Source organism: Pseudomonas sp. PGPPP1 (assembly GCF_002255865.1).
Taxonomy (GTDB): domain Bacteria; phylum Pseudomonadota; class Gammaproteobacteria; order Pseudomonadales; family Pseudomonadaceae; genus Aquipseudomonas; species Aquipseudomonas cremoris.
In genome coordinates this window covers 20,845-45,882 of sequence record NZ_NKIG01000015.1, presented here as the reverse complement: position 1 = coordinate 45,882, position 25,038 = coordinate 20,845, and the positions used below count along the sequence as shown (strand labels likewise).

25 protein-coding genes are annotated in these 25,038 nt (G+C 60.1%); 10 read left to right on the top strand and 15 right to left on the bottom strand.

Annotation, left to right across the window (positions count from 1 at the left end; translation table 11 throughout):
* Positions 1–189: 189 nt before the first annotated feature.
* Both CFE47_RS17385 and CFE47_RS17380 read right to left on the bottom strand, forming a co-directional pair.
* Positions 190–480 (bottom strand): PsiF family protein, encoded by a 291-nt coding sequence (locus CFE47_RS17385; protein WP_286838853.1) that lies wholly within the window; start codon positions 478–480, stop codon positions 190–192.
* Positions 481–552: 72 nt separating this feature from the next.
* Positions 553–1,341, bottom strand: a complete 789-nt coding sequence (locus CFE47_RS17380; protein ID WP_286838851.1) for an AraC family transcriptional regulator — start codon at positions 1,339–1,341, stop codon at positions 553–555.
* Between the two features lie 97 nt (positions 1,342–1,438).
* Here CFE47_RS17380 and CFE47_RS17375 point away from each other — a divergent pair, with 97 nt between their 5' ends.
* Positions 1,439–2,314, top strand: coding sequence for a DMT family transporter (locus CFE47_RS17375; RefSeq protein WP_286838849.1), 876 nt, complete (start codon positions 1,439–1,441; stop codon positions 2,312–2,314).
* Between the two features lie 30 nt (positions 2,315–2,344).
* Here CFE47_RS17375 and CFE47_RS17370 read toward each other — a convergent pair whose 3' ends face one another.
* Positions 2,345–3,235: an esterase/lipase family protein gene (locus CFE47_RS17370; RefSeq protein ID WP_286838847.1), complete on the bottom strand. Its 891-nt coding sequence runs from the start codon at positions 3,233–3,235 to the stop codon at positions 2,345–2,347.
* A 93-nt stretch (positions 3,236–3,328) separates the two neighbouring features.
* Positions 3,329–3,970 carry an FMN-dependent NADH-azoreductase gene (locus tag CFE47_RS17365; RefSeq protein WP_286838845.1) on the bottom strand — a complete coding sequence of 214 codons (642 nt, stop codon included), beginning with the start codon at positions 3,968–3,970 and terminating at the stop codon, positions 3,329–3,331.
* A gap of 136 nt (positions 3,971–4,106) precedes the next feature.
* Between CFE47_RS17365 and CFE47_RS17360 the strand changes: the two genes are divergently transcribed.
* Positions 4,107–5,006 (top strand): LysR substrate-binding domain-containing protein, encoded by a 900-nt coding sequence (locus tag CFE47_RS17360; RefSeq protein ID WP_286838842.1) that lies wholly within the window; start codon positions 4,107–4,109, stop codon positions 5,004–5,006.
* A gap of 98 nt (positions 5,007–5,104) precedes the next feature.
* A complete protein-coding gene (locus tag CFE47_RS17355; RefSeq protein WP_286838841.1) occupies positions 5,105–5,635 on the top strand; it encodes a ferritin-like domain-containing protein in 531 nt (176 codons plus the stop codon).
* A gap of 134 nt (positions 5,636–5,769) precedes the next feature.
* Here CFE47_RS17355 and CFE47_RS17350 read toward each other — a convergent pair whose 3' ends face one another.
* Entirely contained in the window at positions 5,770–7,839 is a 2,070-nt protein-coding gene (locus CFE47_RS17350; protein ID WP_286838839.1) for an AsmA family protein, read from the bottom strand.
* A gap of 350 nt (positions 7,840–8,189) precedes the next feature.
* Here CFE47_RS17350 and CFE47_RS17345 point away from each other — a divergent pair, with 350 nt between their 5' ends.
* Both CFE47_RS17345 and CFE47_RS17340 read left to right on the top strand, forming a co-directional pair.
* Entirely contained in the window at positions 8,190–8,558 is a 369-nt protein-coding gene (locus CFE47_RS17345; protein WP_286838836.1) for a hypothetical protein, read from the top strand.
* Positions 8,559–8,709: 151 nt separating this feature from the next.
* Positions 8,710–9,342 carry a TetR family transcriptional regulator gene (locus CFE47_RS17340; protein WP_065900186.1) on the top strand — a complete coding sequence of 211 codons (633 nt, stop codon included), beginning with the start codon at positions 8,710–8,712 and terminating at the stop codon, positions 9,340–9,342.
* 5 nt (positions 9,343–9,347) lie between these two features.
* Here the strand turns inward: CFE47_RS17340 and CFE47_RS17335 are convergent, their stop codons facing one another.
* The gene (locus tag CFE47_RS17335) at positions 9,348–9,845 is read right to left on the bottom strand and encodes a C40 family peptidase (protein WP_286838831.1); all 498 of its coding nucleotides are present in this window, start codon (positions 9,843–9,845) and stop codon (positions 9,348–9,350) included.
* 277 nt (positions 9,846–10,122) lie between these two features.
* Here CFE47_RS17335 and ureE point away from each other — a divergent pair, with 277 nt between their 5' ends.
* The 5 genes from ureE to CFE47_RS17310 all read left to right on the top strand — a co-directional run bounded on the left by ureE (position 10,123) and on the right by CFE47_RS17310 (position 13,800).
* Entirely contained in the window at positions 10,123–10,623 is a 501-nt protein-coding gene (gene ureE / locus CFE47_RS17330) for an urease accessory protein UreE (protein WP_286838829.1), read from the top strand.
* Entirely contained in the window at positions 10,620–11,294 is a 675-nt protein-coding gene (locus CFE47_RS17325; RefSeq protein WP_286838827.1) for an urease accessory protein UreF, read from the top strand. Before ureE ends, CFE47_RS17325 begins: the two co-directional genes overlap by 4 nt.
* A gap of 12 nt (positions 11,295–11,306) precedes the next feature.
* Positions 11,307–11,921 carry an urease accessory protein UreG gene (ureG, locus tag CFE47_RS17320; RefSeq protein ID WP_028615537.1) on the top strand — a complete coding sequence of 205 codons (615 nt, stop codon included), beginning with the start codon at positions 11,307–11,309 and terminating at the stop codon, positions 11,919–11,921.
* A gap of 22 nt (positions 11,922–11,943) precedes the next feature.
* On the top strand, positions 11,944–12,516 hold the full coding sequence (locus tag CFE47_RS17315; RefSeq protein WP_286838824.1) for a HupE/UreJ family protein: 573 nt from the start codon (positions 11,944–11,946) through the stop codon (positions 12,514–12,516).
* A gap of 174 nt (positions 12,517–12,690) precedes the next feature.
* Complete coding sequence (locus CFE47_RS17310; protein ID WP_286838822.1) at positions 12,691–13,800, top strand: AGE family epimerase/isomerase; 1,110 nt, start codon at positions 12,691–12,693, stop codon at positions 13,798–13,800.
* A 121-nt stretch (positions 13,801–13,921) separates the two neighbouring features.
* Here CFE47_RS17310 and CFE47_RS17305 read toward each other — a convergent pair whose 3' ends face one another.
* The 9 genes from CFE47_RS17305 to amaB form a co-directional block, all read right to left on the bottom strand.
* Positions 13,922–14,827: a cation diffusion facilitator family transporter gene (locus tag CFE47_RS17305; RefSeq protein ID WP_185705135.1), complete on the bottom strand. Its 906-nt coding sequence runs from the start codon at positions 14,825–14,827 to the stop codon at positions 13,922–13,924.
* A 197-nt stretch (positions 14,828–15,024) separates the two neighbouring features.
* Positions 15,025–15,789 carry an SDR family oxidoreductase gene (locus CFE47_RS17300; protein WP_286838819.1) on the bottom strand — a complete coding sequence of 255 codons (765 nt, stop codon included), beginning with the start codon at positions 15,787–15,789 and terminating at the stop codon, positions 15,025–15,027.
* A gap of 819 nt (positions 15,790–16,608) precedes the next feature.
* Positions 16,609–17,325 carry an ABC transporter ATP-binding protein gene (locus tag CFE47_RS17295; protein WP_185705131.1) on the bottom strand — a complete coding sequence of 239 codons (717 nt, stop codon included), beginning with the start codon at positions 17,323–17,325 and terminating at the stop codon, positions 16,609–16,611.
* Positions 17,322–18,197, bottom strand: a complete 876-nt coding sequence (locus CFE47_RS17290) for an ABC transporter ATP-binding protein (RefSeq protein WP_124525577.1) — start codon at positions 18,195–18,197, stop codon at positions 17,322–17,324. Before CFE47_RS17290 ends, CFE47_RS17295 begins: the two co-directional genes overlap by 4 nt.
* On the bottom strand, positions 18,194–19,471 hold the full coding sequence (gene livM / locus CFE47_RS17285; protein ID WP_185705129.1) for a high-affinity branched-chain amino acid ABC transporter permease LivM: 1,278 nt from the start codon (positions 19,469–19,471) through the stop codon (positions 18,194–18,196). The genes CFE47_RS17290 and livM overlap by 4 nt, the downstream gene beginning before the upstream one ends.
* Positions 19,472–19,473: 2 nt before the next feature.
* Entirely contained in the window at positions 19,474–20,388 is a 915-nt protein-coding gene (locus tag CFE47_RS17280) for an ABC transporter permease subunit (RefSeq protein WP_010213575.1), read from the bottom strand.
* A 201-nt stretch (positions 20,389–20,589) separates the two neighbouring features.
* The gene (locus CFE47_RS17275; RefSeq protein ID WP_185705127.1) at positions 20,590–21,726 is read right to left on the bottom strand and encodes a branched-chain amino acid ABC transporter substrate-binding protein; all 1,137 of its coding nucleotides are present in this window, start codon (positions 21,724–21,726) and stop codon (positions 20,590–20,592) included.
* 374 nt (positions 21,727–22,100) lie between these two features.
* On the bottom strand, positions 22,101–23,384 hold the full coding sequence (gene amaA, locus CFE47_RS17270; protein WP_286838811.1) for an L-pipecolate oxidase: 1,284 nt from the start codon (positions 23,382–23,384) through the stop codon (positions 22,101–22,103).
* A 158-nt stretch (positions 23,385–23,542) separates the two neighbouring features.
* Entirely contained in the window at positions 23,543–25,033 is a 1,491-nt protein-coding gene (gene amaB / locus CFE47_RS17265) for an L-piperidine-6-carboxylate dehydrogenase (RefSeq protein ID WP_286838808.1), read from the bottom strand.
* Between the last annotated feature and the right edge of the window lie 5 nt (positions 25,034–25,038).

Genomic DNA, 25,038 nt, shown 5'->3' with positions numbered 1-25,038 from the left:
ACGGCGTTAAAGGAAGGGCAGTCTGCCAGCCTTGAGGGAATCAAGCGAGTGGGTCGGTTGCGAATGCGATCAAGTGTGGGAGCTGGCTTGCCTGCGATGCAGGCGACTCGGTGCCTTAGTCAGACCGAGGTGAGGCTATCGCAGGCAAGCCAGCTCCCACATTGAACTCAAGCGCTTGGGCAAGCGTGATCAGCCTTTGAGGCACGTACTCATAAAGGTCTTGCGTGCATCACCGGCCAGCGCTTTGGTTTTCGCCGAGGCATTGCAGTCTTTCATCTTCTGCTGCTGCGGCGTCAGGGTCTTGGCGGGAGCCGCCTTGAGGCAAGTACTCATGAAGGCTTTGCGTTCATCGCCTTTGAGGGCCTTGGTGGTGGCGTCGGCATTGCAGGTGGTCATTTTATTTTGCTGGGCGGTGTCAGCGAAGCTTTGGGAACACAGCAGCAGGCCGACCATCAACAGCGGAATACGCAGCATCTTCATGGAGTTTTCTCCCTGTTACCGTGCCGAAGGGGCACGGCCTGCCCAGAAGTGTAGTCAAAGCCTGTTACATCTTCACCGCCCGCGAATATTCGACCGACGGTATTGCTCCGGCGTGCAGCCGGCGTGGCGTTGGAACATGGCGATAAAGGCCGAGGCGGTGCTGTAGCCCAGGTCGAACGCCACGTGTTGCACGCTGTGCTCACTGTCCAGCGATTCTATGGCTGCGAGGTAGCGCAGGCGCTGGCGCCATTCGCCGAAGCTCATGCCCAACTCCCGCACAAACTGGCGCGCGAGGGTTCGCTCACTCACGTGAACCTGCTCGGCCCAGTGCGCCAACGGGCGGTTGTCGGCTGGATCGGCCTGCATGCCTTCCAGCACACCGAGCAGGCCGGGGTGGCGGGCGTAAGGCAGAAAGCAATCGTGGATCGGCGCCTGTTTGAGTTGGTCCACCAGGACGTGGGCCAGGCGGATATCGGCTTCGGTCTGCGGGATATTAACGTCACGCTTGGCAAAGTCACTGAGGATGGCCTTGAGGATGTCACTGATGGCCAGGGTGCAGGGCTGCGGTGGCAGTTGCTCACACAGCTCCGGCGCCAGCCCTACCGAGTGGTAGACGATTGCCTCGGCGTTGTACGAACTGTGCTCTGTATGAGGAGGCACCCACACCGCGTATTGCGGCGGCGACATGAAGCGGTTGCCGGCCACTTCCATGCGCATGACACCGCTGGCGGAATAATCCAGCGAACCCCAGAAATGCTGGTGCGGCGTGCACTCGGTGTCAGGGGCAAAATCCGAATAACGAAAGTACACCGGGCTGGGCAGCTGGCGGAAATCCGGGAGGCGTACGTTGTGCTTGGCCATATTGTCTGGATACAACGGTCGTTTGTCTGGATCGCAGTATAGGCTTCGATCCAGACAATGGATAATCCTGCCTCAACAACACACCTGGTTCCTTGCGATGCAATACGCTTATCCCCTGCTGGCCATTCTTATCTGGGCTGGCAACACCGTCGTCAACAAGTTGGCCGTGGGGTCGATCTTCCCTGCAGAGATCGGTTTTTACCGCTGGCTGCTGGCGGCGCTGCTGTTTACGCCGTTCATGCTCAAGCCGGTGATCGCCAACTGGGCGCTGATTCGCCCGAACCTGGGCAAGATCATCCTGCTCGGCGTACTCGGCATGGCGGTGTACCAAAGCCTGGCGTACTACGCCGCGTCACTGACCACCGCCACCAACATGGGCATCATCCTGTCGCTGATGCCGTTGATGGCGCTGACGGCCGCTATCATCAGCCTCGGCCAGCGCCTGACCTACGGCGCCCTCACCGGTGCGGTGCTGTCGTTTGGCGGCGTGGTCGTGGTGGTATCCGCCGGCAGCCTGGATGCGCTGTTGCAACACGGGGTCAACCTCGGCGACGGCATGATGCTGGTGGCCACCCTGGCCTACGCGGTCTATAGCACCCTGTTGAAAAAATGGCAGTTGCGCCTGCCGCCGTTGGTGTTGCTGTATTTGCAGATACTGGTGGCGGTAGTGGTGCTGTTTCCGCTGTACCTGTTTTCGTCGAAGGCTGGCCTGGGTTGGGCGAATATCCCGCTGGTGCTGTACGCGTGCTTGCTGGCGTCGATGTTGGCACCGTTGGCGTGGATGCATTCGGTGAAGACCCTGGGGCCGAGCCGGACGACATTGTTTTTCAACTTGCTGCCGCTGATTACGGCGCTGATTGCTGCCGTGGTGTTGAAGGAAGAATTGGCGCTGTATCACCTGGTGGGCGGTTTGCTGACGTTGGGCGGGGTAATTCTTTCGGAGCGTTGGACTACACCCGTACGTGCGGGCTGAATGCAGTCCCTGTGGGAGCGCACCCGCCTCCTAAACACCTGCCGCCTTCAGCCTTTGCGCATGCTCGACAAACAGCCTGATCGGCTCGGCGCCCTTGCCCACCAGTCCCAAGGACTGGTTGACGATATCGAAGTGATCCAGCGGGTAGTCATCACCGATCACCAGCCCCAAGTGCGAACTGTAGCGCCCGACCATCCCGTCGCACTGGCCTTTCTCACGTACAAAGCTGCGGGCAAACAGACGGCAGCTGCGGTGCGTGCCGTCGAACAGGTTGCGACCGCGGTCGGTAATGCCCGGCTGCAAGGTGCCGGACCACGAGTAATAGCGCACGCCATTGACCTCTTCTGCGCCCTGCCCGCCCCACGTCTGTGGCAAGCCCTGCGGATAATCGCGATTGAACAGCGCAACCCCCTCGCTGGTCAGCGAGCGGTGGGAGGCATGCAAATCAGCCTTGAATCGCGGCCCACGATAGCCGGTTTCCAGCAGCCCCATCCCCCAGGCCGACAGGTAAAACACCGCACTCATGATCCGGCCTTTCACACTGTCAGGCGGGTAGTGGGTGTGGATATGGTCGGCCAGCTCCGAGCCATGGTTGGGCCCGGCCACGGAGGTCACCGAGGCCACCCACTCCGGACGCTTTGCCGCCGCGTATCGCGCGGTGAGCGAGCCCTGGCTGTGGCCAATCAGATTGACCTTGTCGGCACCGGTCTCGCGGCGAATCCGTTCGATCTGCACCAGCAACTGCTCGCCGCGCACCTCGCTGGAGTCCAGCGGGGCCACCTGGACCGGAAATGCCTGTGCCCCGCCTTTGCGCAGCGCAGGGACGATACCGTACCAGTAGGGGAAGAACCCCAGGCGCACAAAGCCCAGCATGCCGGGCACCAGCACCAGGGGATAACGCGTGGCAAGGGATTGCGGCATGGCGCAAAGGTCCTGATCAGGAAAGCGATGAGCCCATCCTAGACCACCGTTTCACTTATCGACATGACCACCCGGTGACAGCCTTATGACACCTTAAAAGCGCCCTGCAAAATCATGCAGTTGGCGCTCGGCTTCGTCGTATGAGCGCTGGAACACGCTTTTGTCCGACTCTTCACCCTCGGCGGCAATCACGCTGATATCGTCGATACCGATATACCCCAACGCCGTACGCAGGTGCGGGTCGGCATGGTTCATCCATTCGAACTCACCGCCCGGGCCGAACCCGCTGCCACCGCGGCTGGTGATGATCAGCGCCTTCTTGCCCTTGAGCAACGCTTGATATTGCGCGTTACCGTTGCTGTCCAGGGAGATGTCGAACGTGAGGCCCATGCGCACAATCTGATCGATCCAGGCCTTTAGCCCGCTGGGTACGCCAAAGTTATACAGCGGCATCGAAATCACCAGCAGTTCGTGTTCGATCAGCTCGCCCACCAGCTCGTCACTCAATTGCAGGTCGGCTTTCATCACCTTTGGCAGGGCTTGTGGCTCGGGGTAGAAATTGGCCGCCACAAATGCCTCGGTCACATGCGGGATAAAGGCCCGGCCGACTTCGCGACGGGTGACCTGTGCGCCCGGGTTGCCAGCCTGCCAGACATCGAGAAACGATTCGGCCAAGCGTCGGGAGTGGGAACGTTCGCCACGGGGACTGGCGTGGATAACTAGCATTTTTTTCATCTGTATCACCTTCGCGAGTTAGACTATGGCGATCTGAATGATCGCTGCTCTTGCTCGCAAATCTAGTGATGAGCGCGCCGAGCGACAAATGAGCAATAGTTGATCAAGATGAATAAAATTCATCCATGGAGCCAAGATGTTTGCTTCACTGCCTCTCACCTCCCTGCGCACCTTTGAATCGGCAGCACGCCTGTTGAGTTTCAAGGCAGCCGCCCTGGAGCTGTCGGTGACGCCCACGGCGGTGTCCCACCAGATACGTACCCTCGAAACCTGGCTGGGCGCGCCATTGTTCGAGCGACTGCCGCGCCAAGTACGCCTCACCGAAGGCGGTGAGCGGCTGTTTCGCAGCTTGCACGGCGCCCTGCTCGACGTCGCCCACAGCCTCGACACATTGCGCCCGCAACGCAGCGCCGGGCAGCTCACTGTCTCTACAACACCTGCGTTTGCCGCGTTATGGCTGGTGCCACGACTGGGGCGCTTTTATGCCGCTCACCCCGACATCAGCCTGCGCCTGGATACCAGATGCGACGTCGTCGACCTGCAACAGGACGCCAGCGTCGATCTGGTGATTCGCTACAGCCCCGGCGATTACCCGCACCTGTACGGCGAGTGCCTGCTCGATGAGCGCTTTGCGGTGTACGGCTCCCCCGAACACGTCGCCCGGGCAAGCACCCAGGTACCGACGCTGATCAGCGTGCGCTGGCACAACTCCAAGCTTTACGCCCTGGGCTGGCAAGCCTGGTGTGAGAAGGCCGGAGAAACGTGGCTGGCTCACACGGCGCTGCTGCGCGAATACGACGAGGAGCACTATGCGTTGCAGGCAGCGATCGCCGGGCAGGGGTTGGTATTGGCCAGCAATATCCTGGTGTCGGAAAGCGTCGCCGCCGGTTTGCTAGTGCCTTACAAACCGCAAGTCCATGTCGACGGCGCGGGCTACAGCGCCCTTTGCGTGCCAGGACGCGAGCGCCATCCGCCGGTGCGGGCGTTTTTCCAATGGGTACAGCAGGAAGCGAAGCTGTCCGGCCAAGCCCTTTGAAATCCGATAAAACTTTTTGTGTTGCGCGGCACTCACAACTTGGAGCGATCACGCCGGCAGAGCGTGGCGCAAAACCGGATTAGCACCAGGAGATTGAGATGACTGACGCACACCTGACTGACGTTGCAACCCTGCGCAGCCGCGCCCGCCAGAACGTCGAAAATGGCGCCGTGACCGAAGGTTATGACGCTGACCGAGAAGAAATCATCCGCTTGCTCAACGAGTCGCTGGCCACTGAGTTGGTCTGCGTGCTGCGCTACAAGCGCCACTACTTCATGGCCAGCGGCGTAAAGGCCCACGTTGCCGCTGAGGAGTTCCTTGAGCACGCCACACAGGAAGCCGAGCACGCCGACAAACTGGCTGAGCGTATCGTGCAGTTGGGCGGCGAGCCGGAGTTCAACCCGGACCTGCTGTCGAAGAACTCCCACGCTCAATACGTAGCGGGCAAAGATCTAAAGGAAATGGTCTACGAAGACCTGGTAGCCGAACGGATTGCGGTAGACAGCTATCGCGAGATCATCCAATACATCGGTGATAAAGACCCGACTACTCGCCGTCTCTTTGAAGAAATCCTGGCCCAGGAAGAAGAACACGCCGACGACATGGCGGACATCCTGGAAAGCCTGTAACAAATAACACCGCGAGCCCCATGTGGGAGCGGGCTTGCTCGCGAAAGCGGAGTTTCAGTCAACACATTCAATTGACTGATCCACCATTTTCGCGAGCGAGCCCGCTCCCACATTTCAGGCCCTGGTTTATTCAGTTAGCCTTTCACCGTTTTCGGCGCCTTGCCCTCACGCATTTGCTGCAACAACGGCGCACACTGGTTTGGCTCATCGCCACTTGGGGCCACCAACGCCAGCAACCCAGCTGCAGGCCCTGCTATCACACCCAGCGCCACCATCCCCGCACCCCGCAGCATCAACGGCACGGCTTTCACGCCCGCATTGGGCTTGATAAACGGCCCGTTGACGTACAACGGTGACCGTAGGGAGAACAACCGGAAGCCTTTCGATTCTGGCGTGATGGTCAGGTCCAATTGCTCCGAGGCCATGTTCGCCGTGCCATCGATGTAGATGATCGCGTTCTCGGTGTCGAACACAAACAACCGCGTCGTGGCCAAGCCAGTCTTGATCCCGAAGTCGGCCGCCGCGCAGTTGATCTTCACTTCCTTGTCGCCAAACAGGCGGCCCACCACGTAGTTACCCACGTTGAGCCCGGCGATTTCCATCAGGCCACGGCTGATGGCGCCGTCATTGATCAGCATCTTCAAGTCGCCGTTGGAGGTGCCCAGCAGCGCCGCCACAGAGTTGCCGCGACCGGAAATATCGGCATCACCATTGAGCTCACCGAAGCTGGTTTTCATCGGTTCGAAGGTCGGGAACAGCTGCTTGAGCTTGAAGTTGCGCGCCGTCAGTTTGGCGCGACCTTCCATCGGCGTGGTGCGACCGTTCAGGCGAATTTGCGCATCCAGCTTGCCACCTGCCACGCCAAAGCGCAGAGGCTCAAGGCTCAGCTCGCCGTCGTTGAGCACCAGGTGGGTGTAAAGGTCGGTAAAGGGCAACTCGGCGCTGTGCACGATGCGTTTGCCGGTGAATTCCACATCGGCATCCATGTCACGCCAGCGCTCGGTACGAAACTCTTCCACCGGCAGCACTTTGGTCGCCGGCTGTTTGCTTTCACCGCCCCGCGCCTTTTGCTTGGCATTGGAGTCGGCGCCGATCAGCGGTGCGAGGTCGGTCATCAGCAGTTGGTTGGATACCAGCGCGCCGGTGAGCTTGGGCCGTGGCTGGCTGGCGACGTAACCCAGGTTGCCGTGGATATCACTGTTGCCGATCTTGCCGTTGAAGTTTTCATAGCTGAACGATGCGCCGGTGGGTTCGTGCAGCTTGGCGATCAAGTGACCATCGGTAGAGTAGGCCGGCGAATCCGGCAGGGTCACGCCGGTGAGCGGGTACAGGTTGCCAAGGCTGCTACCCGCAAGTTTCAGGCGCAGGTCGAGGGCGCCAAGATTAAGCGGATCGGTGAGGGTACCGGCGAGCGCAATGCTGGTGTCGGCGATCTTGACTTGGGCCTGCAACGGAAACGGCTTGGCCGCGTCCTGCAGGGCCAACAGGCCGCCGATCTTGCCGGTGCCGTCGAGCTTCTGTCCGTGATACTGGCCTTTGACCTTGAGACCAAACGCGTAGTCCTGCGGCGCCGAGCCTTTTTCCAGGGCCTTCTTGGCATTGGCGTCGCCGACGATTTCACCAAACGGGATCGGTTTGCCGAGCGGATCAATAATCACGTCCAGCTGAGTCTTGAGGGTCTGGTCGTCGAGGGTCACGTGGCCTTTGTCGAAGCCAATGGCGCCGATGTCCACGACCCAGCTGGAAGGCTCGGCATTCGGGTCCTTGGGATCGAACTTGAAGGTCCAGTTGGCGCGTCCATCTGCCAGACGCTGCAACTGTGCACTCGGTTCGGTGAGGTCGATACGCGGGATCACCACGCGCTGTACCAGCAAGGCCAGCGGCGAGATGCGCAGCTCCACTTTCTTGAGCGTGACCATTTGCGGGGTTTTCGACCAATCGGGATTGCCCAGTGTCAGGTCTTCGGCGATCACATGGGGCCACGGCACCCAGGCGCGCCAGCCACCTTCATCGGGCTCCCGCGCCCACACCACGGCCAGGTTGCCATTGATGGCAAACGGGCGATGCAATTCTTCGGAGACCTTGGCGTTGAGGGGCGGCTTGATGCGGTTCCAGTCAAAGAACACCAGGACCAGCACCACCACGGCGATTAACAGAACGAAGCTGGCGCAGCTCCAAGCGACAATTTTACGAGTGCGCGTCATTGCACAGGACTCCTGAATACGACTACGTAGCTGAACTACAGCTCATATGGGTACGACTGGCAAACCGCCTGGGGGTTTAACCCGATCACCGATTTAACCGCAAAAATCTATTTTCCTGACCATCTCGACAGGTTAAAGCCATCGACGGCGCACCATTGTTACCCAGCTCCGTGTCGAAAATACCCACCACGGTGCAAAACCGCGGGCTTGAGAGGCGCGTGCTAGAGCCTCCGCAGCGAACAATCAATTCTGTTGATTATTACCATTGTATTTATGAACTTTTATATCGACTTATCGAGAGTAGCATTAGCCCTGTACCCACTTTATCGCCCTCCCAAGGAGCAACCATCATGAAACGCCAAATACTCGCTACCGTCCTCTTGTCTGTCCTGGCTTCCAGCGCTTTTGCCCTGCCAGCCGCCGAACAAGCGACCCCACAGAATAAAGCCCAAGCCGTTCAGTCCAGCCAAACCCTGGCTCGCAGCGGTTCGCAAGAAGAAGAGAACCGTGACTACGCCAAAGGCGTTGCTGAAAACGGTTCGGAACAAGCCAACAAACGCGCTTACACCGAAGGCGTTGCGGAAGGTGGCCGTGATCGCCTGGAACAGAAAGGCCTGGTTGAAGGCGGCGCTGAACAAGCCAACAAACGCGCCTACACCGAAGGTGTTGCCGAAGGTGGTGCTGACCGCCTGAAAGAACTGCACGAAGCACAGAGCTAAGCCTGTGGAGGCCGATAAAAAAGCCCGATCTGCCGATCGGGCTTTTGCTTTGCTGTAGACCCACTCACGCACATCCCCCGCCAAGTTCGACGCCGATGAAGCTGTTTTGCTAGAGTGCGTCGCTGTACTTGTCGACTAAGCCTGCCCGCCAATGCTGCCCCGTGCCGAACAGAAGCAACAGACCCGCCTCGCCCTGATGGACGCAGCCCGCCACCTGATGGAGTGTGGCCGTGGGTTTGGCAGCTTGAGCCTGCGGGAAGTGGCAAAGACAGCTGGTATCGTACCCACCGGTTTCTATCGTCATTTTGCCGACATGGACCAGTTGGGCCTGGTGCTGGTGAGTGAAGTCGGCCAGACCTTCCGCGCCACGATTCGCCTGGTACGCCACAACGAATTCGTGATGGGCGGCATCATCGATGCCTCGGTGCGGATCTTTCTCGATGTGGTCTCGGCCAACCGTTCACAGTTCCTGTTCCTGGCTCGCGAGCAATACGGCGGCTGCCTCGCGGTGCGTCAGGCCATCGGCGCCCTGCGCGAAGACATCACCCGCGACCTGGCGGCCGACCTGACATTGATGCCAAAGCTGCAACACCTGGATGCCGAAGGCTTGCACGTGATGGCCGACCTGATCGTCAAAAGCGTGTTTGCCACCCTCCCCGACATCATCGACCCTCCGGCTCAGGCCCTGCCTGCCCACCTTACGCCCCAGGCGAAAATCACCCAGCAACTGCGCTTTATCTTTATCGGCTTGAAGCACTGGCAAGGCCTGGGCAGCACCGAATAGGCCAATCAGCCCGCCGAATGGAAGCGCTTGGCGGTGGTGTAGTTTTTGTTCCAGTAGGTATTGTTCAACGAGTCGATGCGCACGTTCTTGCCGGTACGCGGCGAGTGAATGAATTTGCCCTCGCCGATATAGAGCCCCACATGGCTGACCTGGCCGCGGCCATTGCCTTTGAAAAACACCGCGTCACCAGGTTTCAGCGCGTTGCGCTTGATCGTTGCGGCCTTGGAGCGATGCATCGCCACCGTGGTGCGCGGAATGTGGATGTTGGCTTCGGTCTTGAACAGATAAACCAGGAAACTGCTGCAATCAAAGCCCTGGTCTTCTGAGGCCCCACCCCATTTATAAGGTGTGCCCAGCAACTCGTGGGCGCGGTCGATCACATCGGTGATCGCAGGCTCATTAAGCGACTCGATGAACATTGGACGGGGTTGCAGACTGGCCGAAGCCGATGAAATAACCAAAGACAGGCTGACAATGACTAAACAATAAAATGACTTGATCATGATGAACGTCGCAGTGAATTGAACACGGCGCAAAGCCTACTTTTCCTGCACGTAATGTAATGAACGGCAAATCCCCAGATCGCGTAGGACAAATCCTAAAACGCCCACAGCGAGTGCGCCAGATGGAATTTCGCACCACATTGGCGCACACAAATCATCCTCCCTTGCCCTATTTAGTGGCGAAACCTTCCTAGCCGTCAGGCTATTCCTACACCCCCTCGGGGTTGGCAAGCCCCTTGCTCTAGCACTTGCATCGCTCATCGCTGGAAGCTTCCTCATGCTGGTGATCCACCGCCGAATCGCCCCGCAAGCCCTCTGGGCCGCCGAGTTGCTGCTGAATTTCGAAGCACGCAGCAAAAGCCGCCTGCGCTGTTTCAGTGCTGACGGTGAAGACGTCGGCCTTTTTCTGGAGCGCGGACAACCGCCGTTGCACGATGGCGAATTCCTACAAGCTGAAGACGGACGTGTCGTACGCGTGTGCGCCCGTCCTGAACAGTTGCTGCACGTCACCTGCAACAGCGCGTTTGAACTGACCCGCGCCGCTTATCACTTGGGCAATCGCCACGTTGCCTTGCAAGTCGGGGACGGCTGGCTGCGCCTGCTCGACGACTACGTACTCAAGGCCATGCTTGACCAGTTGGGCGCCACTACCGAGACCCTCGAAGCGCCGTTCCAACCGGAACACGGTGCCTACGGTGGCGGCCATCATCATTCAAGGCATGGCGACGAAGACTTCAACTATCCGCCTAAGCTGCATCAATTCGGCGTCCGACTATGAACCCAGCCTGGGCGCTGCTGCGTCTGGCCAGTCCGCAATTGCCGATTGGCGGCTATAGCTATTCACAGGGCCTGGAGATGGCCGTGGAGAATGGTCGAGTTAACGACGCAGCCACTGCCCGCCGTTGGATCAGCGATCAGTTGCTGCTCAACCTCGCCCGCTTCGAAGCACCGCTACTGCTCGCCCATTGCCGCGCTGCCGCTGACGAGGACTGGTCAAGCCTGGCGCAGTTGTGCGAAGAACACCGCGCCAGCCGCGAGACCCGTGAGCTGTATCAAGAGAGCCGCCAAATGGGCTACTCGTTGCAACAACTGCTCAACGGTCTGCCGGAATTGGACAGCGCCGCCCGTGCGTTTCTTGAACAGTGCAGCGAACCCCACCTTGCGCTGGGCTGGGCCCTCGCCGCACGCGCCTGGAACATCAACCCCGACGATGCGCTGGCCGCCTGGCTATGGAGTTGGCTGGAGAATCAACTCGCGGTGCTGATGAAAACCCTGCCCCTGGGCCAGCAAGCCGCCCAGCGCCTGACCAGCGAACTGCTGCCACTGCTGCAACAAGCCCAGCAGGACGCTGCTCGCATCGACCTCAACCACGTAGGCAGCGCCGCGTTTGGCCTGTCGCTGGCGTGCATGGCCCATGAGCGCCAGTACAGCCGCCTGTTCCGTTCCTAGGAGAAGAAGTACATGAACACTCAACCTCTGCGCGTAGGCATCGGCGGCCCGGTGGGTTCGGGCAAGACCGCCCTGACGCTGGCCCTGTGCCTCGCCCTGCGCGACCGTTACAACCTCGCCGTGGTCACCAACGACATCTACACCCGCGAAGATGCTGACTTCCTGGTGCGCAACCAGGCCCTGGCGCCAGAACGCATCATTGGTGTGGAGACCGGTGGTTGCCCGCACACCGCGATTCGCGAAGACGCCTCAATCAACCTCGAGGCGGTGGACCAACTCAACCGCCGCTTCCCCGGCCTGGACCTGATCCTGGTGGAGTCCGGCGGCGACAACCTGTCGGCAACCTTCAGCCCTGAACTCTCGGACCTGACCATCTACGTGATCGATGTGTCCGCCGGCGACAAGCTGCCGCGCAAAGGTGGGCCCGGCATTTGCAAATCCGACTTGCTGGTGATCAACAAGATCGACCTCGCGCCACTGGTGGGCGCTTCGCTGGAACTGATGAACAGCGACACCACCCGCATGCGCAACGGCAAACCCTTTGTGTTCAGCAACCAGAAAACTGGCGTCGGCCTGGATGAGATCGTCGCCTTCATCGAACGCCAAGGCCTGCTGACCGCTGCCTGATCAACCCATAAGGAACCTGTCCATGAGCCTCAAGAAACTCTTCGCCGCCGCCACCCTATTGCTCGCCCCGGCCCTGGCCTTCGCGCATCCGGGCCATGGCGACAACGGCCTGGTGGCCGGCATCAGCCACCCACTCAGCGGCATCGACCACCTGCTGGCGATGGTTGCCGTCGGTTTGTGGGCTGCCCAACAGAAAGGCACCGCACGTTGGGCGCTGCCGTGCACCTTTGTCGGCACCATGCTGATCGGTGGTGTACTCGGTTTTGAAGGGATGCAATTGCCAGCGATGGAAAGCGGGATCGCTGCGTCGGTATTGGCTTTGGGCCTGGCGGTGGCACTGGCGGTGCGTCCACCGTTGTTCGTGGCGGTGGGTGCGACCGCATTGTTCGCGCTGTTCCACGGTGTGGCACATGGTCTGGAGCTGCCGGACATGTCCAGCCCTTGGGCGTATGCGGCCGGGTTTGTGGCGGCAACGGCGGTGTTGCACGCGGCCGGTTATGCAGTGGTGCGTTTCCTGCCGGCTGCGGCAGCACCGTTGGTGCGGATTGCCGGGGCAGCTTCGGCGGCGACTGGGGTTTGGTTGCTGGCGGGCTGAGTATTGCAGAGCTTGTGAGGGCTTCATCGCAGGCAAGCCAGCTCCCACATTTGATCGGGTTCGCAGGTCAAAAATGTGGGAGGGGGCTTGCCCCCGATAGCGGTAGACCAGACACCATATAACTCAAGCCTGCTACCATGCGCGCCTACACCCCTGCCGTGACGACGCCAGCCAATGCCCACCGCTCCAAACTCCGCCCTGAACGCCGTGCTCACGCACTTCCACAGCCTTATCGTGCCGCTCTGGCAGGGCCCGGGCTGGAATGCCGACTTGGCGTTGCCTTATGAAGCGCTGGACGCCGATCACCGCCCACTGCCCCCACAACGTTACCGCGCCATGGCTTGCGCCCGGCAGTTGTACCTGTTCGCCAGCCTGATCGGCGAGCCTGGTGCAGCCTTCGCCGAAGAGCGCGCAGCCGCGTTGTTCCGCTCCCTGCAGCGGCACTTCCACGATGCCGAGCATGGCGGCTGGTTCTACAGTATCGACCCGGCCGGGCAGCCGTTGGACAAGCGCAAAGACCTCTACACCCACGCCTTCATCATCTTCGCCTGCGCCCATTACTGGGCCAAAGTGCGCGAGCCGTTGGTGGAATCGGTGCTCAACGCAGCCCTTGAAGTGGTCGCACAACGCTTTTCCACAGGCGACGGCCTGTTTGAGGCAGTACTGGAGCGCAACTGGTCATCCCTCAAGTCCGGCCCGCTGCAAAACCCGTTGATGCACCTGGCCGAAGGCTTCCTCGCCACCCTCGCGGTGCGCGAAGACGCTGACGTACAAGCGGCCCTGCTGGCCTTAGCGACAGCGATGCAACGGCGCTTCATCGACCGCCAGCACGGCGTGATGATGGAAAAACCGCTGGGTGCTGTGGATAACTGGTTTGAGCCTGGGCACCAGTTTGAGTGGTTCTTTTTGCTGGAGTCTTCGGATGTGCTGCGGGGTACGCCGTTGCATGCCTCGCTGACGCAGGCGTTTGCCTATGCCGAGCAACACGGTGTGGATAAGTCGAGCGGCGCGGTCAGCGGCATGCTGGCGTTGGACGGCAGCGTGCGCGATGGCACCCAGCGAATCTGGGCCCAGGCGGAATACCTGCGAGCACTGACCTTGCGGCCCAATAGCGAAGCTGTGTTGCAGCGCCAATTGCTGGCGCTGCAACAGCACTTCTTGCATGAGAAAGGCTGGAATGAATGCCTGGATGCCAAGGGTGTGGTGAGCCGTCGGGATATGCCGTCGACTACGCCTTATCACTTGGCGACTTGCTATCAGGGTCTGATCCAGCACTTGGATTGACCTTTAGGGCCCCATCGCAGGCAAGCCAGCTCCCACAGTTGACCGCGTCCTAGCATTTGGAATGCGGTCGAATGTGGGAGCTGGCTTGCCTGCGATGGCTTCAACCCTGTCTAACTGCCTGTCACGCAATCCACTTTCGATCCCCGGTAAAGCTGATTGTCAGCCAGCGCGCCGCATCCGCTTTGCCCAGCCCTGTGGATATCTCCTCGCGCAACCCGTCCAGCGTCGCGACGCTGTCCACCGGGTAATCCGCCGGCAGCACCACATGAATCTCGATGAACCGCGCCCGTCCGTGCTTTTGCACGTAGGACACATAATCGTCGAACCCATGCTTGGCCTGGGCCGCGTCCATCACTTCGCGCACCTTGTCGTCCAACTGGTCCGGGGCAATCCCCAGCACCTCGCGCAACGCCGGGCGCAGGATCTTGAACGCCGGCGCCAGCATGCTCAGGGCCAACAGGATCAGGATCAATGGGTCGACATACACCGCCCACTCACCGTAGCCCTGGGACTTGAGCAACAGTGCCGCCAGAAAGCTGATCAGCAAGCCCACCGACAACATCGCATCCACCAGCCAACTGATGTTGTCGAACTGGATCAGCGATGACTTGAGCGTGCGATTGCGATAACGCACGTAGAAGAAGTAGGCGAACTCGACGACGGTAAACACCGCCGCATAAATGATCACCAGCCCCAACTCGATCTCGCGCCCGCCATTGATAATGCCGAACACACCGTTGAGGAACGCATAGATGGCGATCAGCAACAGGAAGCTGCCTTCGATCAGCAGCACCATGGGCTCCAGGTGCCAATAGCCGAACTGGAAACGCTCGTTGCTTTTCTTGGCGATCAGCTTGGCCGTGATCAGCATCAACACCTTGATGGCGGTGGCGATCAGCGAGAAAAAGCCGTCGAACAGAATGGATTGGGCGCCGGATATCACGCCCGTGACAATCCCGGCGATCGCGACTGCGAACATCAGGATGGTCGATTGTTTGAGCAGGGACTGCTCACCTCGGTTACTCACATTTCCTCCCGTCAAAACCTTAAAACCGCACAGTGCGGAGGGGTTCTCAGGAGGAGAGTGTACCTTATGGCCTGTTTTGGCCGATCTGACGCCTTCGCGAGCAAGCTCGCTCCCACATTTTGACCGAGTACATCCTTGAAATGCGGTCAAATGTGGGAGCGGGCTTGCTCGCGAAGCAGGCGACGCGGTTTAAAGCCTTACTTCCCACCACGCTCGATGGCAAACCCAGCCCAGGTCTGGCTCACCGGCATCAGCTCCAGGCGGTTGATGTTCACATGCGCCGGGGTGTTCATGACCCAGAAGATCGTGTCCGCAATGTCCTGCGGCTGGATCGGCTCGGCACCGGCATAGGTCGCGTCGTAACGCGCCTGGTCACCGCCAAAGCGCACCAGCGAGAACTCGCTCTCACACAGGCCTGGCTCGATGTTGGTCACACGTACGCCGGTACCTTGCAGGTCGCAACGCAGGTTCAGCGAGAACTGCTTCACGAACGCCTTGGAGCCGCCATACACGTGGCTGCCCGGGTACGGGTAGTTACCGGCAATGGAGCCCAGGTTGATGATGCCCGCGCCACGGCCGTGTGCGATCAGGCGTGGCAGCAGCAAGTTGGTGGTGGTCAGCAGGCCCTTGATGTTGGTGTCGACCATGGTTTCCCAATCGTCGAGGCTGCACTTGGGTGCTGGGTCGGTGCCGACGGCCAGGCCCGCGTTGTTGATCAGCCCGCGCAGCTTGGCAAACGATGGCGGCAGGTTGGCGATGGCCTCTTCCATGCCTTTGCGATCACGCACGTCCACTACCAGGCCGTGCACTTCGGTCTGCTTGGAGAGTTCTTCGACCAACGCATTCAGGCGGTCGGCACGACGGCCAGTGAGCACCAGTTTCCAGCCGGCTTCGGCAAAACGACGGGCGCAGGCTTCGCCGAAACCTGAGGTTGCGCCAGTAATAAACAGCGTGTCGGACATGGTGTTCTCCTTGCGGGCATCGGGAAAAAAATCAGCCAGCAGAATGCCCGTACGCTGCGGTTGCAGCAACCGCTATGCGCAGAACTTCATGTGTTGCTGATCATTTTTTAACCATTGCGCGCTAAGCCTTGTAAACCGTGGCGTGCAGCCATATACACGCAGGTTATCCACAACTGCGCCCACAGTCTTTGGGGGCAACTGCAAAACACCTGAAGCCGCTGTATGCGGGGCTTGCAGGCGATTTTAGAAAGTTTTTTGCTTGACCTGCAGAGGGGCGTATGTAGCCCCATGGACCGGAAGAAAATCCAAACGATGGCTACAGGCCAGACATTCCGGCCTCTGCGGCAGTCTTTCCAGAGTTTAATCACAGACTTATCCACAGGCTGAAGCGACATAAATCAGTCATATACCTGTGTCTTTAAACAGGTTGACAAACCCCTTCGCCGGTCGTGAAAAACCCACTGTTCAAAAAACAACCACCTTGCTGTAAGCCACGGTTTTAAAGGCGTTCAGCCAGCTACTCCCACGTTACCCACAGCCGGTTCCACAGTGGATGGGGACAAGTCAAAACTGTGACAAAACAGGGATTTGCGGCGGCTATATGTCGCGCTTTGGGAGGTGGCTGGATTTGTTTTCCACAATTTGGTATCGCACTTGTGAACACCGCAAAAACAAATGTGGGAGCTGCTCTTTGTGGGAGCTGGCTTGCCTGCGATGCAGGCACCTCGGTCTATCTGATAAACCGAGGCGATGCTATCGCAGGCAAGCCAGCTCCCACACAAAGCCAGCTCCCACAGGGGTTTTGCGTCAAGCTTTAGATCAGTGCCCGCCCAGGTAGGCGTTGCGCACTTCCTCGTTCACCAACAGCTCTTTACCGGTACCTGTAAGGCGAATCTCCCCGTTGACCATCACATACGCCCGGTCCGACAGGCGCAACGCATGGTTGGCATTCTGCTCCACCAGGAAGATGGTCATCCCGGTAGCCGCCAGCTCACGCAGGGTCGAGAAGATCTGCTTCACCACAATCGGCGCCAGGCCCAGGCTGGGTTCGTCCAGCAGCAACAGCTTGGGCCGGCTCATCAGCGCGCGGGCGATGGCGAGCATTTGCTGCTCGCCACCGGACATGGTCATGGCCCGCTGGGTGCGCCGTTCCTTGAGCCGTGGGAACAGCTCGAACATGCGCTGCATATCTTCCTGGGCAAACTTGTCGCCAATGGGGATGGTGCCCATCAGCAGGTTTTCCTCAACAGTCATGTCGGGGAACACCCGCCGCCCTTCCGGCGACTGCGCAATGCCGTTGGAGGCGATGTAGTGGGACGATTTGTGGGTAATGTCGACGCCGTTGTACAGAATCTGACCCGACTCGGCCCGTGGCTGGCCGAAGATCGACATCAGCAACGTGGACTTACCCGCGCCGTTGGAGCCGATCAGGCTCACCGTTTCGCCTTCGTTGATGTGCAGCGAGACCTTTTTCAGGGCCTGGATCGGGCCGTAGTACACGTCCAGGTCCTTCATTTCGAGGATAGGTGCACTCATACCAGCTCCTCTTCGTCCGCGCCCAGGTAGGCAGCAATCACTTTCGGGTCGTTGCGGATCGCGTCCGGCCCACCCTCGGCAATCACGTTGCCGTGGTCCAGCACCACAATGTGGTCGGAAATACTCATCACCATGCCCATGTCGTGTTCGATCAGCACCACCGTAAGGTCGTGTTCGTCGCGCAGCAGGCGAATCATCGCGCTGAGCGCTTCGGTTTCCTGGGGGTTGAGGCCGGCTGCCGGTTCGTCCAGGCAGATGATCTGCGGACGGGTGCACATGGCGCGGGCGATTTCCAGGCGGCGCTGTTGGCCGTAGGAAAGCTCACCGGCCAGGCGGTTGGCGCAGTCCACCAGGTCCACTACTTCCAGCCAGTAGAAGGCGTGGTCGAGGGCGTCGCTTTCGGCCTTGCGGTAGCCCTTGGTGTTGAGGATGCCCGCGAGCATGTTGCGGTTGACCCACATGTGTTGGGCTACCAGCAGGTTTTCCACCACGGACATTTCCTTGAACAGGCGAATGTTCTGGAACGTACGGGCCAAGCCTGCGCGGTTGACCAGGTGGGTGCCGCCGAACATCTTGTAGTACACCCGGCTGAGGAAGCTTTTGGGCGAGACAAAGTCGGTGGGCTGGAAACGCTCGCCGAGCAATTGGATCACGTCGGTCTGCTTGCCGCGTACGTTGAGATTGATCTTGCCGCCGCTGGCTTTATAGAAGCCGGTTAGGCAGTTGAACACCGTGGTCTTGCCCGCTCCATTCGGGCCAATCAACGCGAAGATCGAGTTGCGTTCGACCTTGAGGCTCACATCGCTCAGGGCCTTGATGCCACCGAAGTGCATCATCAGGTGTTCCACAGAGAGCACGACTTCCTTGCTCATGGCGCTACCCCCTTGCGTGGTGTCACACCGGTACGGCTGATGCGGATCAACCCGCGCGGTCGCCAGATCATCATCACTACCATCAACACGCCAAACAGCAGCACGCGGTACTCGGAGAAGCTGCGCAGCAGTTCCGGCGCAACGGTCAGCACGAACGCCGCGATCACCACGCCCACCGTCGAGCCCATGCCGCCCAAGACCACGATGGCCAGGATCAGCGCCGACTCGAAGAAGGTAAACGACGACGGGTTGACGAAGCCCTGGTAGCTGGCAAAAAACACACCCGCCAAACCGGCGGTGGAGGCACCGATGGTGAACGCCGAAAGCTTGACCAGCACGTGGTTCAGGCCCATGGAGCGGCAGGCGATTTCATCTTCGCGCAAGGCCTCCCAGGCACGGCCCACTGGCATGCGGGTCAGGCGATGCTTGATGTACAACACGGCCAGCACCACCAGGAACAGCACGATGTAGATGAACATGAACTTGATGTTGGGGTTGTAATCGATGCCGAAGAACTCGTGGAACGGAATCCCGCCGTCCTTGGCTTTGCGCCCGAATTCCAGGCCGAGGAAGGTCGGCGATGGCACCGGCATACCGTTCGGGCCGCCGGTAAACGACAGCCAGTTATTGAGCACCAGGCGGATGATTTCACCGAAACCCAGGGTCACGATGGCCAGGTAGTCACCGTGCATTCGCAACACCGGAAACCCGAGTATGCACCCCGCCAATGCCGCCGCGATGGCCGCCAGCGGCAGCACCGTCCAGAAGCCCAGGCCAAGGTATTGATAACCCAGCGCCAGGCCGTAGGCGCCGATGGCGTAGAACGCCACATACCCCAGGTCGAGCAGGCCCGCTAGGCCGACCACGATGTTGAGGCCCAGGCCGAGCAACACGTAGATCAGCCCGAGGATCACCACGGTCAGCAGGTACTTGTTGGCGAAGATCGGGAACACGATGGCGATCACGATCAGCGCCGGGATGATCCAGCGCAGCCGCGACTTGTAGTCCGGCGCCAGCACGTGCACACCCGAGCCACTGCTCTCGAAGCCCTGCAGAATCTTCAGGCCCTTGGGGGTTTGCAGGAACAGGCTCATGGCGAAGCGGCCGACCATCACGATGGCCACCAGCAGGCCTACACGGGCCGGTTCCAGGTTGAAGCTGTAGCCGTCGAGGACCACGCCGACGATCGGACCGAACACGATCAGCGAAATCAGCCCGGCGAGGACCGTATCGACCACACTTTTCTTGATATCGATGGGTTTGGCAGCAGACATGTTTACACCTTAGCCACGAGTGGGCGACCCAGCAGGCCCTGGGGACGGAAAATCAGAATCACCACCAGCAGGGAGAAACTGAACACGTCTTTGTAGTCAGAGTTGATCAACCCCGAGAACAGCGACTCGGAGATGCCGAGGATGATCCCGCCGAGCATCGCCCCAGGCAGGGAACCGATGCCACCGAGTACCGCCGCGGTAAATGCCTTGATGCCGATGATGAAGCCGGCATAGAAGTCGAAGGTGCCGTAGTTGAGGGTGATGAGCACGCCGGCCAATGCCGCCATGGCCGCACCGATGACGAATACATAGGAGATCACCCGGTCGGTGTTGATACCGAGGATCGACGCCATCTTGCGGTCTTGTTGGGTCGCGCGGCACATGCGGCCGAGCTTGGTGTACTTGATCACGTAGGTCAGCAGGGCCATGCCCGCGAAGGCGGCGACCAGGATGAACACCTTGGTGTACGTCAACTGCACGAAGCCGCTGCCGATGTCGACACGCCAGGCCCCGGCCAGCAGGGTGGGAATACCTTGTTGTTTGGCGCCCTGGGCGATCTGCGCGTAGTTCTGCAGGATCAGCGAGATGCCGATGGCGCTGATCAGCGGTGCCAGGCGGGTGGAGTTGCGCAGCGGTTTGTAGGCGACCCGTTCGATGACCCAACCGTATACGCCGGTGACGACCACGGTGAAGATCAAGGTGCCGAGAATGAGCAGCGGGAAGGATTCGATGCCGAAGTAAGCCAGCAGTGCCAGACTGATCGCCGCGAGGTAAGCGGAAATCATATAAACCTCGCCGTGGGCGAAGTTGATCATGCCGATGATGCCATAGACCATTGTGTAGCCGATGGCGATCAGGCCATAGACCGACCCGAGGGTCAGGCCGTTGACCAGTTGCTGCAGGAAAATACCATCCATAACGCAATCTCACGCGGTGAGCACCTGCACACCTGTGGGTGTGCGGCGCTTCTGGAGGAAAAGACAGATCTCGATCACAGCACAGTCCCCCTGTGGGAGCGGGCTTGCTCGCGAATGCGGTGTGTCAGAAACACATTCAGAGACTGACACTCCGCTTTCGCGAGCAAGCCCGCTCCCACATTGGGTCCGTGGTGCTTGTAATTACTTCTGTTTTTCCAGCTGATGGTATTTACCGTCTTTGTCCCACTGGTAAACCACGTAGTCGGAGACTTTCAGGTCGCCCTTGCCGTCCCAGGCTTTTTCACCCATGACGGTTTTCACCGGGTGAGCCTTGAGCCACTTGGCAGCGTCTTCGCCCTTGTTGGACTTGGCACCGTTGAAGCCAGCGGCCAGGGCCTGGATCGAGGCGTAGGCGTACAGGGTGTAGCCTTCCGGCTCGACGCCCGCCTTGCGGAATTGCTCAACGACGGCCTTGCTGTCTGGCAGCAGGCGCGGGTCGGCGCCGAAGGTCATGTAGACGCCGTCGACGTACTGCGCGCCGCCAGCGGTGGCAACCAGTTCGTCGGTGACGACGCCGTCATCGGACATGAACTTGACGTCTTTCAGACCGGCTTCACGGATCTGGCGAACCAGTGGACCGGCTTCGGGGTGCAGGCCGCCGAAGTACACCACGTCAGCACCGGTGGAACGGATCTTGGTGACCAGCGCGCTGAAGTCTTTTTCGCCGCGGGTCAAGCCTTCTTCCAGCACCGGCTTCACGCCGCGCTTGGTCAACTGGGCAGCGGTGGCGTCGGCCAGGCCTTTGCCGTAGGTGTCCTTGTCGTTGATGACCGCGACTTTCTTGCCCTTGAGCACGTCGACGATGTAGTCGCCGGCGACGATGCCTTGCTGGTCGTCACGCCCACACATACGGAACACGGCGCCCAGGCCACGCTCGGTCACCTGTGGGTTGGTGGAGCCCGGGGTGATCATGATGATGCCCGCTTCGTCGTACACCTCGGAAGCCGGGATGGTGTTCGACGAGCAGAAGTGCCCGACTACGCCGATCACTTTGTCCTGGTCGGCCAGGCGGTTGGCCACGGCCACCGCTTGCTTGGGTTCGCAGGCATCGTCACCGGCAACCAGCTTGATCTGCTCGCCGTTGACGCCACCGGCCTTGTTGATTACATCGGCTGCCGCCTGGGCACCCTTCATGTACTGCTCACCGAAAGCGGCGTTGGCACCCGTCATGGGCCCCGCGACGCCAATCTTCACATCAGCTTGAACAAACGTAGAAACACCCAGTGCCGCTGCAACGGCGAGGGCCAGAAAACCTTTCTTGTAAAACGTCTGGGACATGAGTGGTGCTCCGATATTTTTGATTTTAGGCACTACAACTTGCGTTCAAACTTTCCACTGAAAGCCCAGAGCAAGCCTCGTGCCATTACGTTTTTATTCTTCAAAAAGACACGGTGTCATTGTTATTACGGGCGTTTCGGCTCCGCTTGCCAGGACGTGCAACCCTCTAGCCTCAGGAGGTGCAACCAACAAGCAAAAAAAGTACAACCCTGGCAGGTCGCACCTGCAACCAGACGGAGAAACGACAGTTCCTACAGCTGTAACAGACTGCGTAACGGAACTGCACATTTACAGTGCGTGATTGCTACGACTTGCACCAATACAGATTAGTAGCCTGCTAAGAAAATGCAGGCTTTTGAAGGGTATTTCGCTGATCAGATCACGATCCTCAGGCATTGCCCGGCGTGATAGAGCGAGAATCCAGCCTCATAAAGACAGCTGCGCAGGCCAACGCCGGCCAACGGCTGCATCGGCGCGAAGGGAATCGGCAAGGCCTGGGGATTCTGGTGACACAAGTAGTCGGCAAACGCCTTGCCGACCACGCTTCCGGTGGTGACGCCACGTCCGTTATAGCCCGTAACGGCCACGAGGCCCGGCGCCGGTTCGAACAGACGCATCAGGTGATCGGGGGTAAAGGCAATGCAGCCAGTCCAGGTGTATTCCCACTGCACCGATTTGAGGTACGGGAAGTAATGCTGCTGCACCCGATCGGCCCACGCCTTGAGGAACCACGCCGGTTTCTGGTTGCCATTGCCCAGGCTGCCGAGCAACAGGCGTCCATCGGCGTCGCGGCGAATACTGCTCAACACTTGGCGTGTATCCCAAGAGCCTTGACCGCCAGGCAGGATCTGCTGGGCGGCGTCATCTGTCAGCGGGGCTGACGCGACTTGGTAGTAGTAACCGGGGAAGAAATTGCGCCGAAGCTCGGTCCACTCGCCTTCGGTGTAGGCGTTGGAGGCGATCACCACTTGTGCAGCCTGCACCGAACCCTGAGCGGTTTGCACCGACCACTGCGCGCCTTGGCGCTCCAGCTGAGTCACCGGTGAATGGTCAAACAACTGCCCGCCAAGGCCTGCGGCAGCGTTGGCCAAGCCACTGGTATAGGCCATCGGGTTCAGGGTGCCAGCACGCCGATCCAGCAAGGCCGCTGCAATTTTTTTTGTGCCCGTGGCGTGCTCGCATGCCTGGCCGGTGAGCAATTCAACCGGCGCGCCACGGCGCTGCCATTGTTCTTCACGGCTGCGTAAATCCGCCTCGCCACGCGCGTTGTGCGCCATGTGCAAGGTGCCCTCGCGGCGCAATTGGCAATCGATGTTGTATTTGTCGATCAGGCTGAACACCAACGAGGGTGCCGCGCCCAGCATCCGGTTGAGCTGGCTGCCCACCTCTGTGCCGAAACCGGCTTCGATGTCGTCCGGCGGGATCCACAGGCCGGCGTTCACCAAGCCGACATTGCGCCCCGAACCACCGTGGCCGGTGCGATGGGCTTCCAGCACGGCGACGCTTTTGCCCTGCTCCAGCAGATGAATGGCCGCCGACAAGCCGGTGATGCCGGCGCCGATCACGCACACATCCACCTTGAGTTCGCCTTTGAGTGCGGCGCGATCGGGGCGGCTTGGGGTGAGGTGCTCCCATAAACATGTTTCGCGTAATGCCATTGCCAGACTCCGGTGAGACCTAACAAACATCTATTCCGAACTGTAAATGCAATCAAATGTGGGAGCGGGCTTGCTCGCGAATGGGGTGTGTCAGTCAACAGATGTACAACTGATCTACCGCATTCGCGAGCAAGCCCGCTCCCACATTTTTAACCGCGTTAGTCGAAGGTGATGCCCTGTGCCAGCGGCAACTCCAGCGAATAGTTCACGGTATTGGTCTGGCGACGCATATACCCGCGCCACGCATCCGACCCCGATTCACGCCCGCCACCGGTTTCTTTCTCGCCACCAAACGCACCGCCGATTTCCGCGCCACTCGGGCCGATGTTGACGTTGGCGATGCCACAATCACTGCCCACCGCCGACATGAACTGCTCGGCTTCGCGCACATCGGTGGTGAAGATGCACGACGACAAACCTTGAGGCACTGCGTTGTTCAGGCGCAGGGCCTCAGCGAAGTCGGTGTAGCCGACCACGTAAAGGATCGGCGCGAAGGTTTCGGTACAAACCACGTCGCTTTGCTCGGGCATCTCCACGATGGCCGGCGACACGTAGTAGGCATTCGGGAACTTGTCTTCCAGCTGGCGCTTGCCGCCGAACACCTTGCCGCCTTCGCTCAAGGCTTGCTCCAGGGCATCCTGCATGTTTTCGAAACCATGCTTGTCGATCAGCGGGCCGATCAGGTTGCCTTCCAGCGGGTGGCCAATGCGCACCTTGGAATAGGCGGCCTTGAGGCGGGTGACGATCTCTTCTTTCACCGACTCATGGGCGATCAGGCGACGCAGGGTTGTGCAACGCTGGCCGGCGGTGCCGACCGCACTGAACAGGATGGCACGCACGGCCATGTCCAGGTCGGCGCTTGGGCCGAGGATCATCGCGTTGTTGCCGCCCAGTTCGAGGATGCTGCGAGCAAAACGCGCGGCGACTTTGGGCGCGACTTCGCGGCCCATGCGGGTACTGCCGGTGGCGCTGATCAGGGCCACACGCGGGTCATCGACCAACGCGGCGCCGGCATCGCGACCGCCGATGATCACTTGGCTGAGGTATTGCGGGGCGTCGTTGAAATTCTTCAGCACACGCTCGAACAGCGCCTGACAAGCCAGGGCGGTGAGCGGGGTCTTTTCCGACGGTTTCCAGATCACCGCGTTGCCGCACACCAGCGCCAGGGTGGTGTTCCACGCCCACACGGCCACCGGGAAGTTGAAGGCGCTGATCACGCCGACCACGCCCAGCGGGTGCCAGGTTTCACGCATGTGGTGGCCTGGGCGCTCAGAGGCGATGGTCAAGCCGTAGAGCTGGCGGGACAGGCCGACGGCGAAGTCGCAGATGTCGATCATTTCCTGCACTTCGCCCAGGCCTTCCTGGGTAATCTTGCCGGCTTCCCACGACACCAGTTCGCCGAGATCAGCCTTGTATTCGCGCAGCACGTCGCCGAACTGGCGCACCAGTTCACCGCGACGCGGGGCCGGCACTTTTCGCCAGGCGTCGAATGCATGCTCGGCGCGACTGACCTGTTGCTCCACTTCGGCGGCACCTTCCCACTGCACACTGCCGATACGGCTGCCGTCAATCGGCGAATGCACGGGGTGTTTGCCCGACTGGTACAACGCTGGGTCTACCCCGAGACGATCAAGCAATGCGGCAACCATGGGTC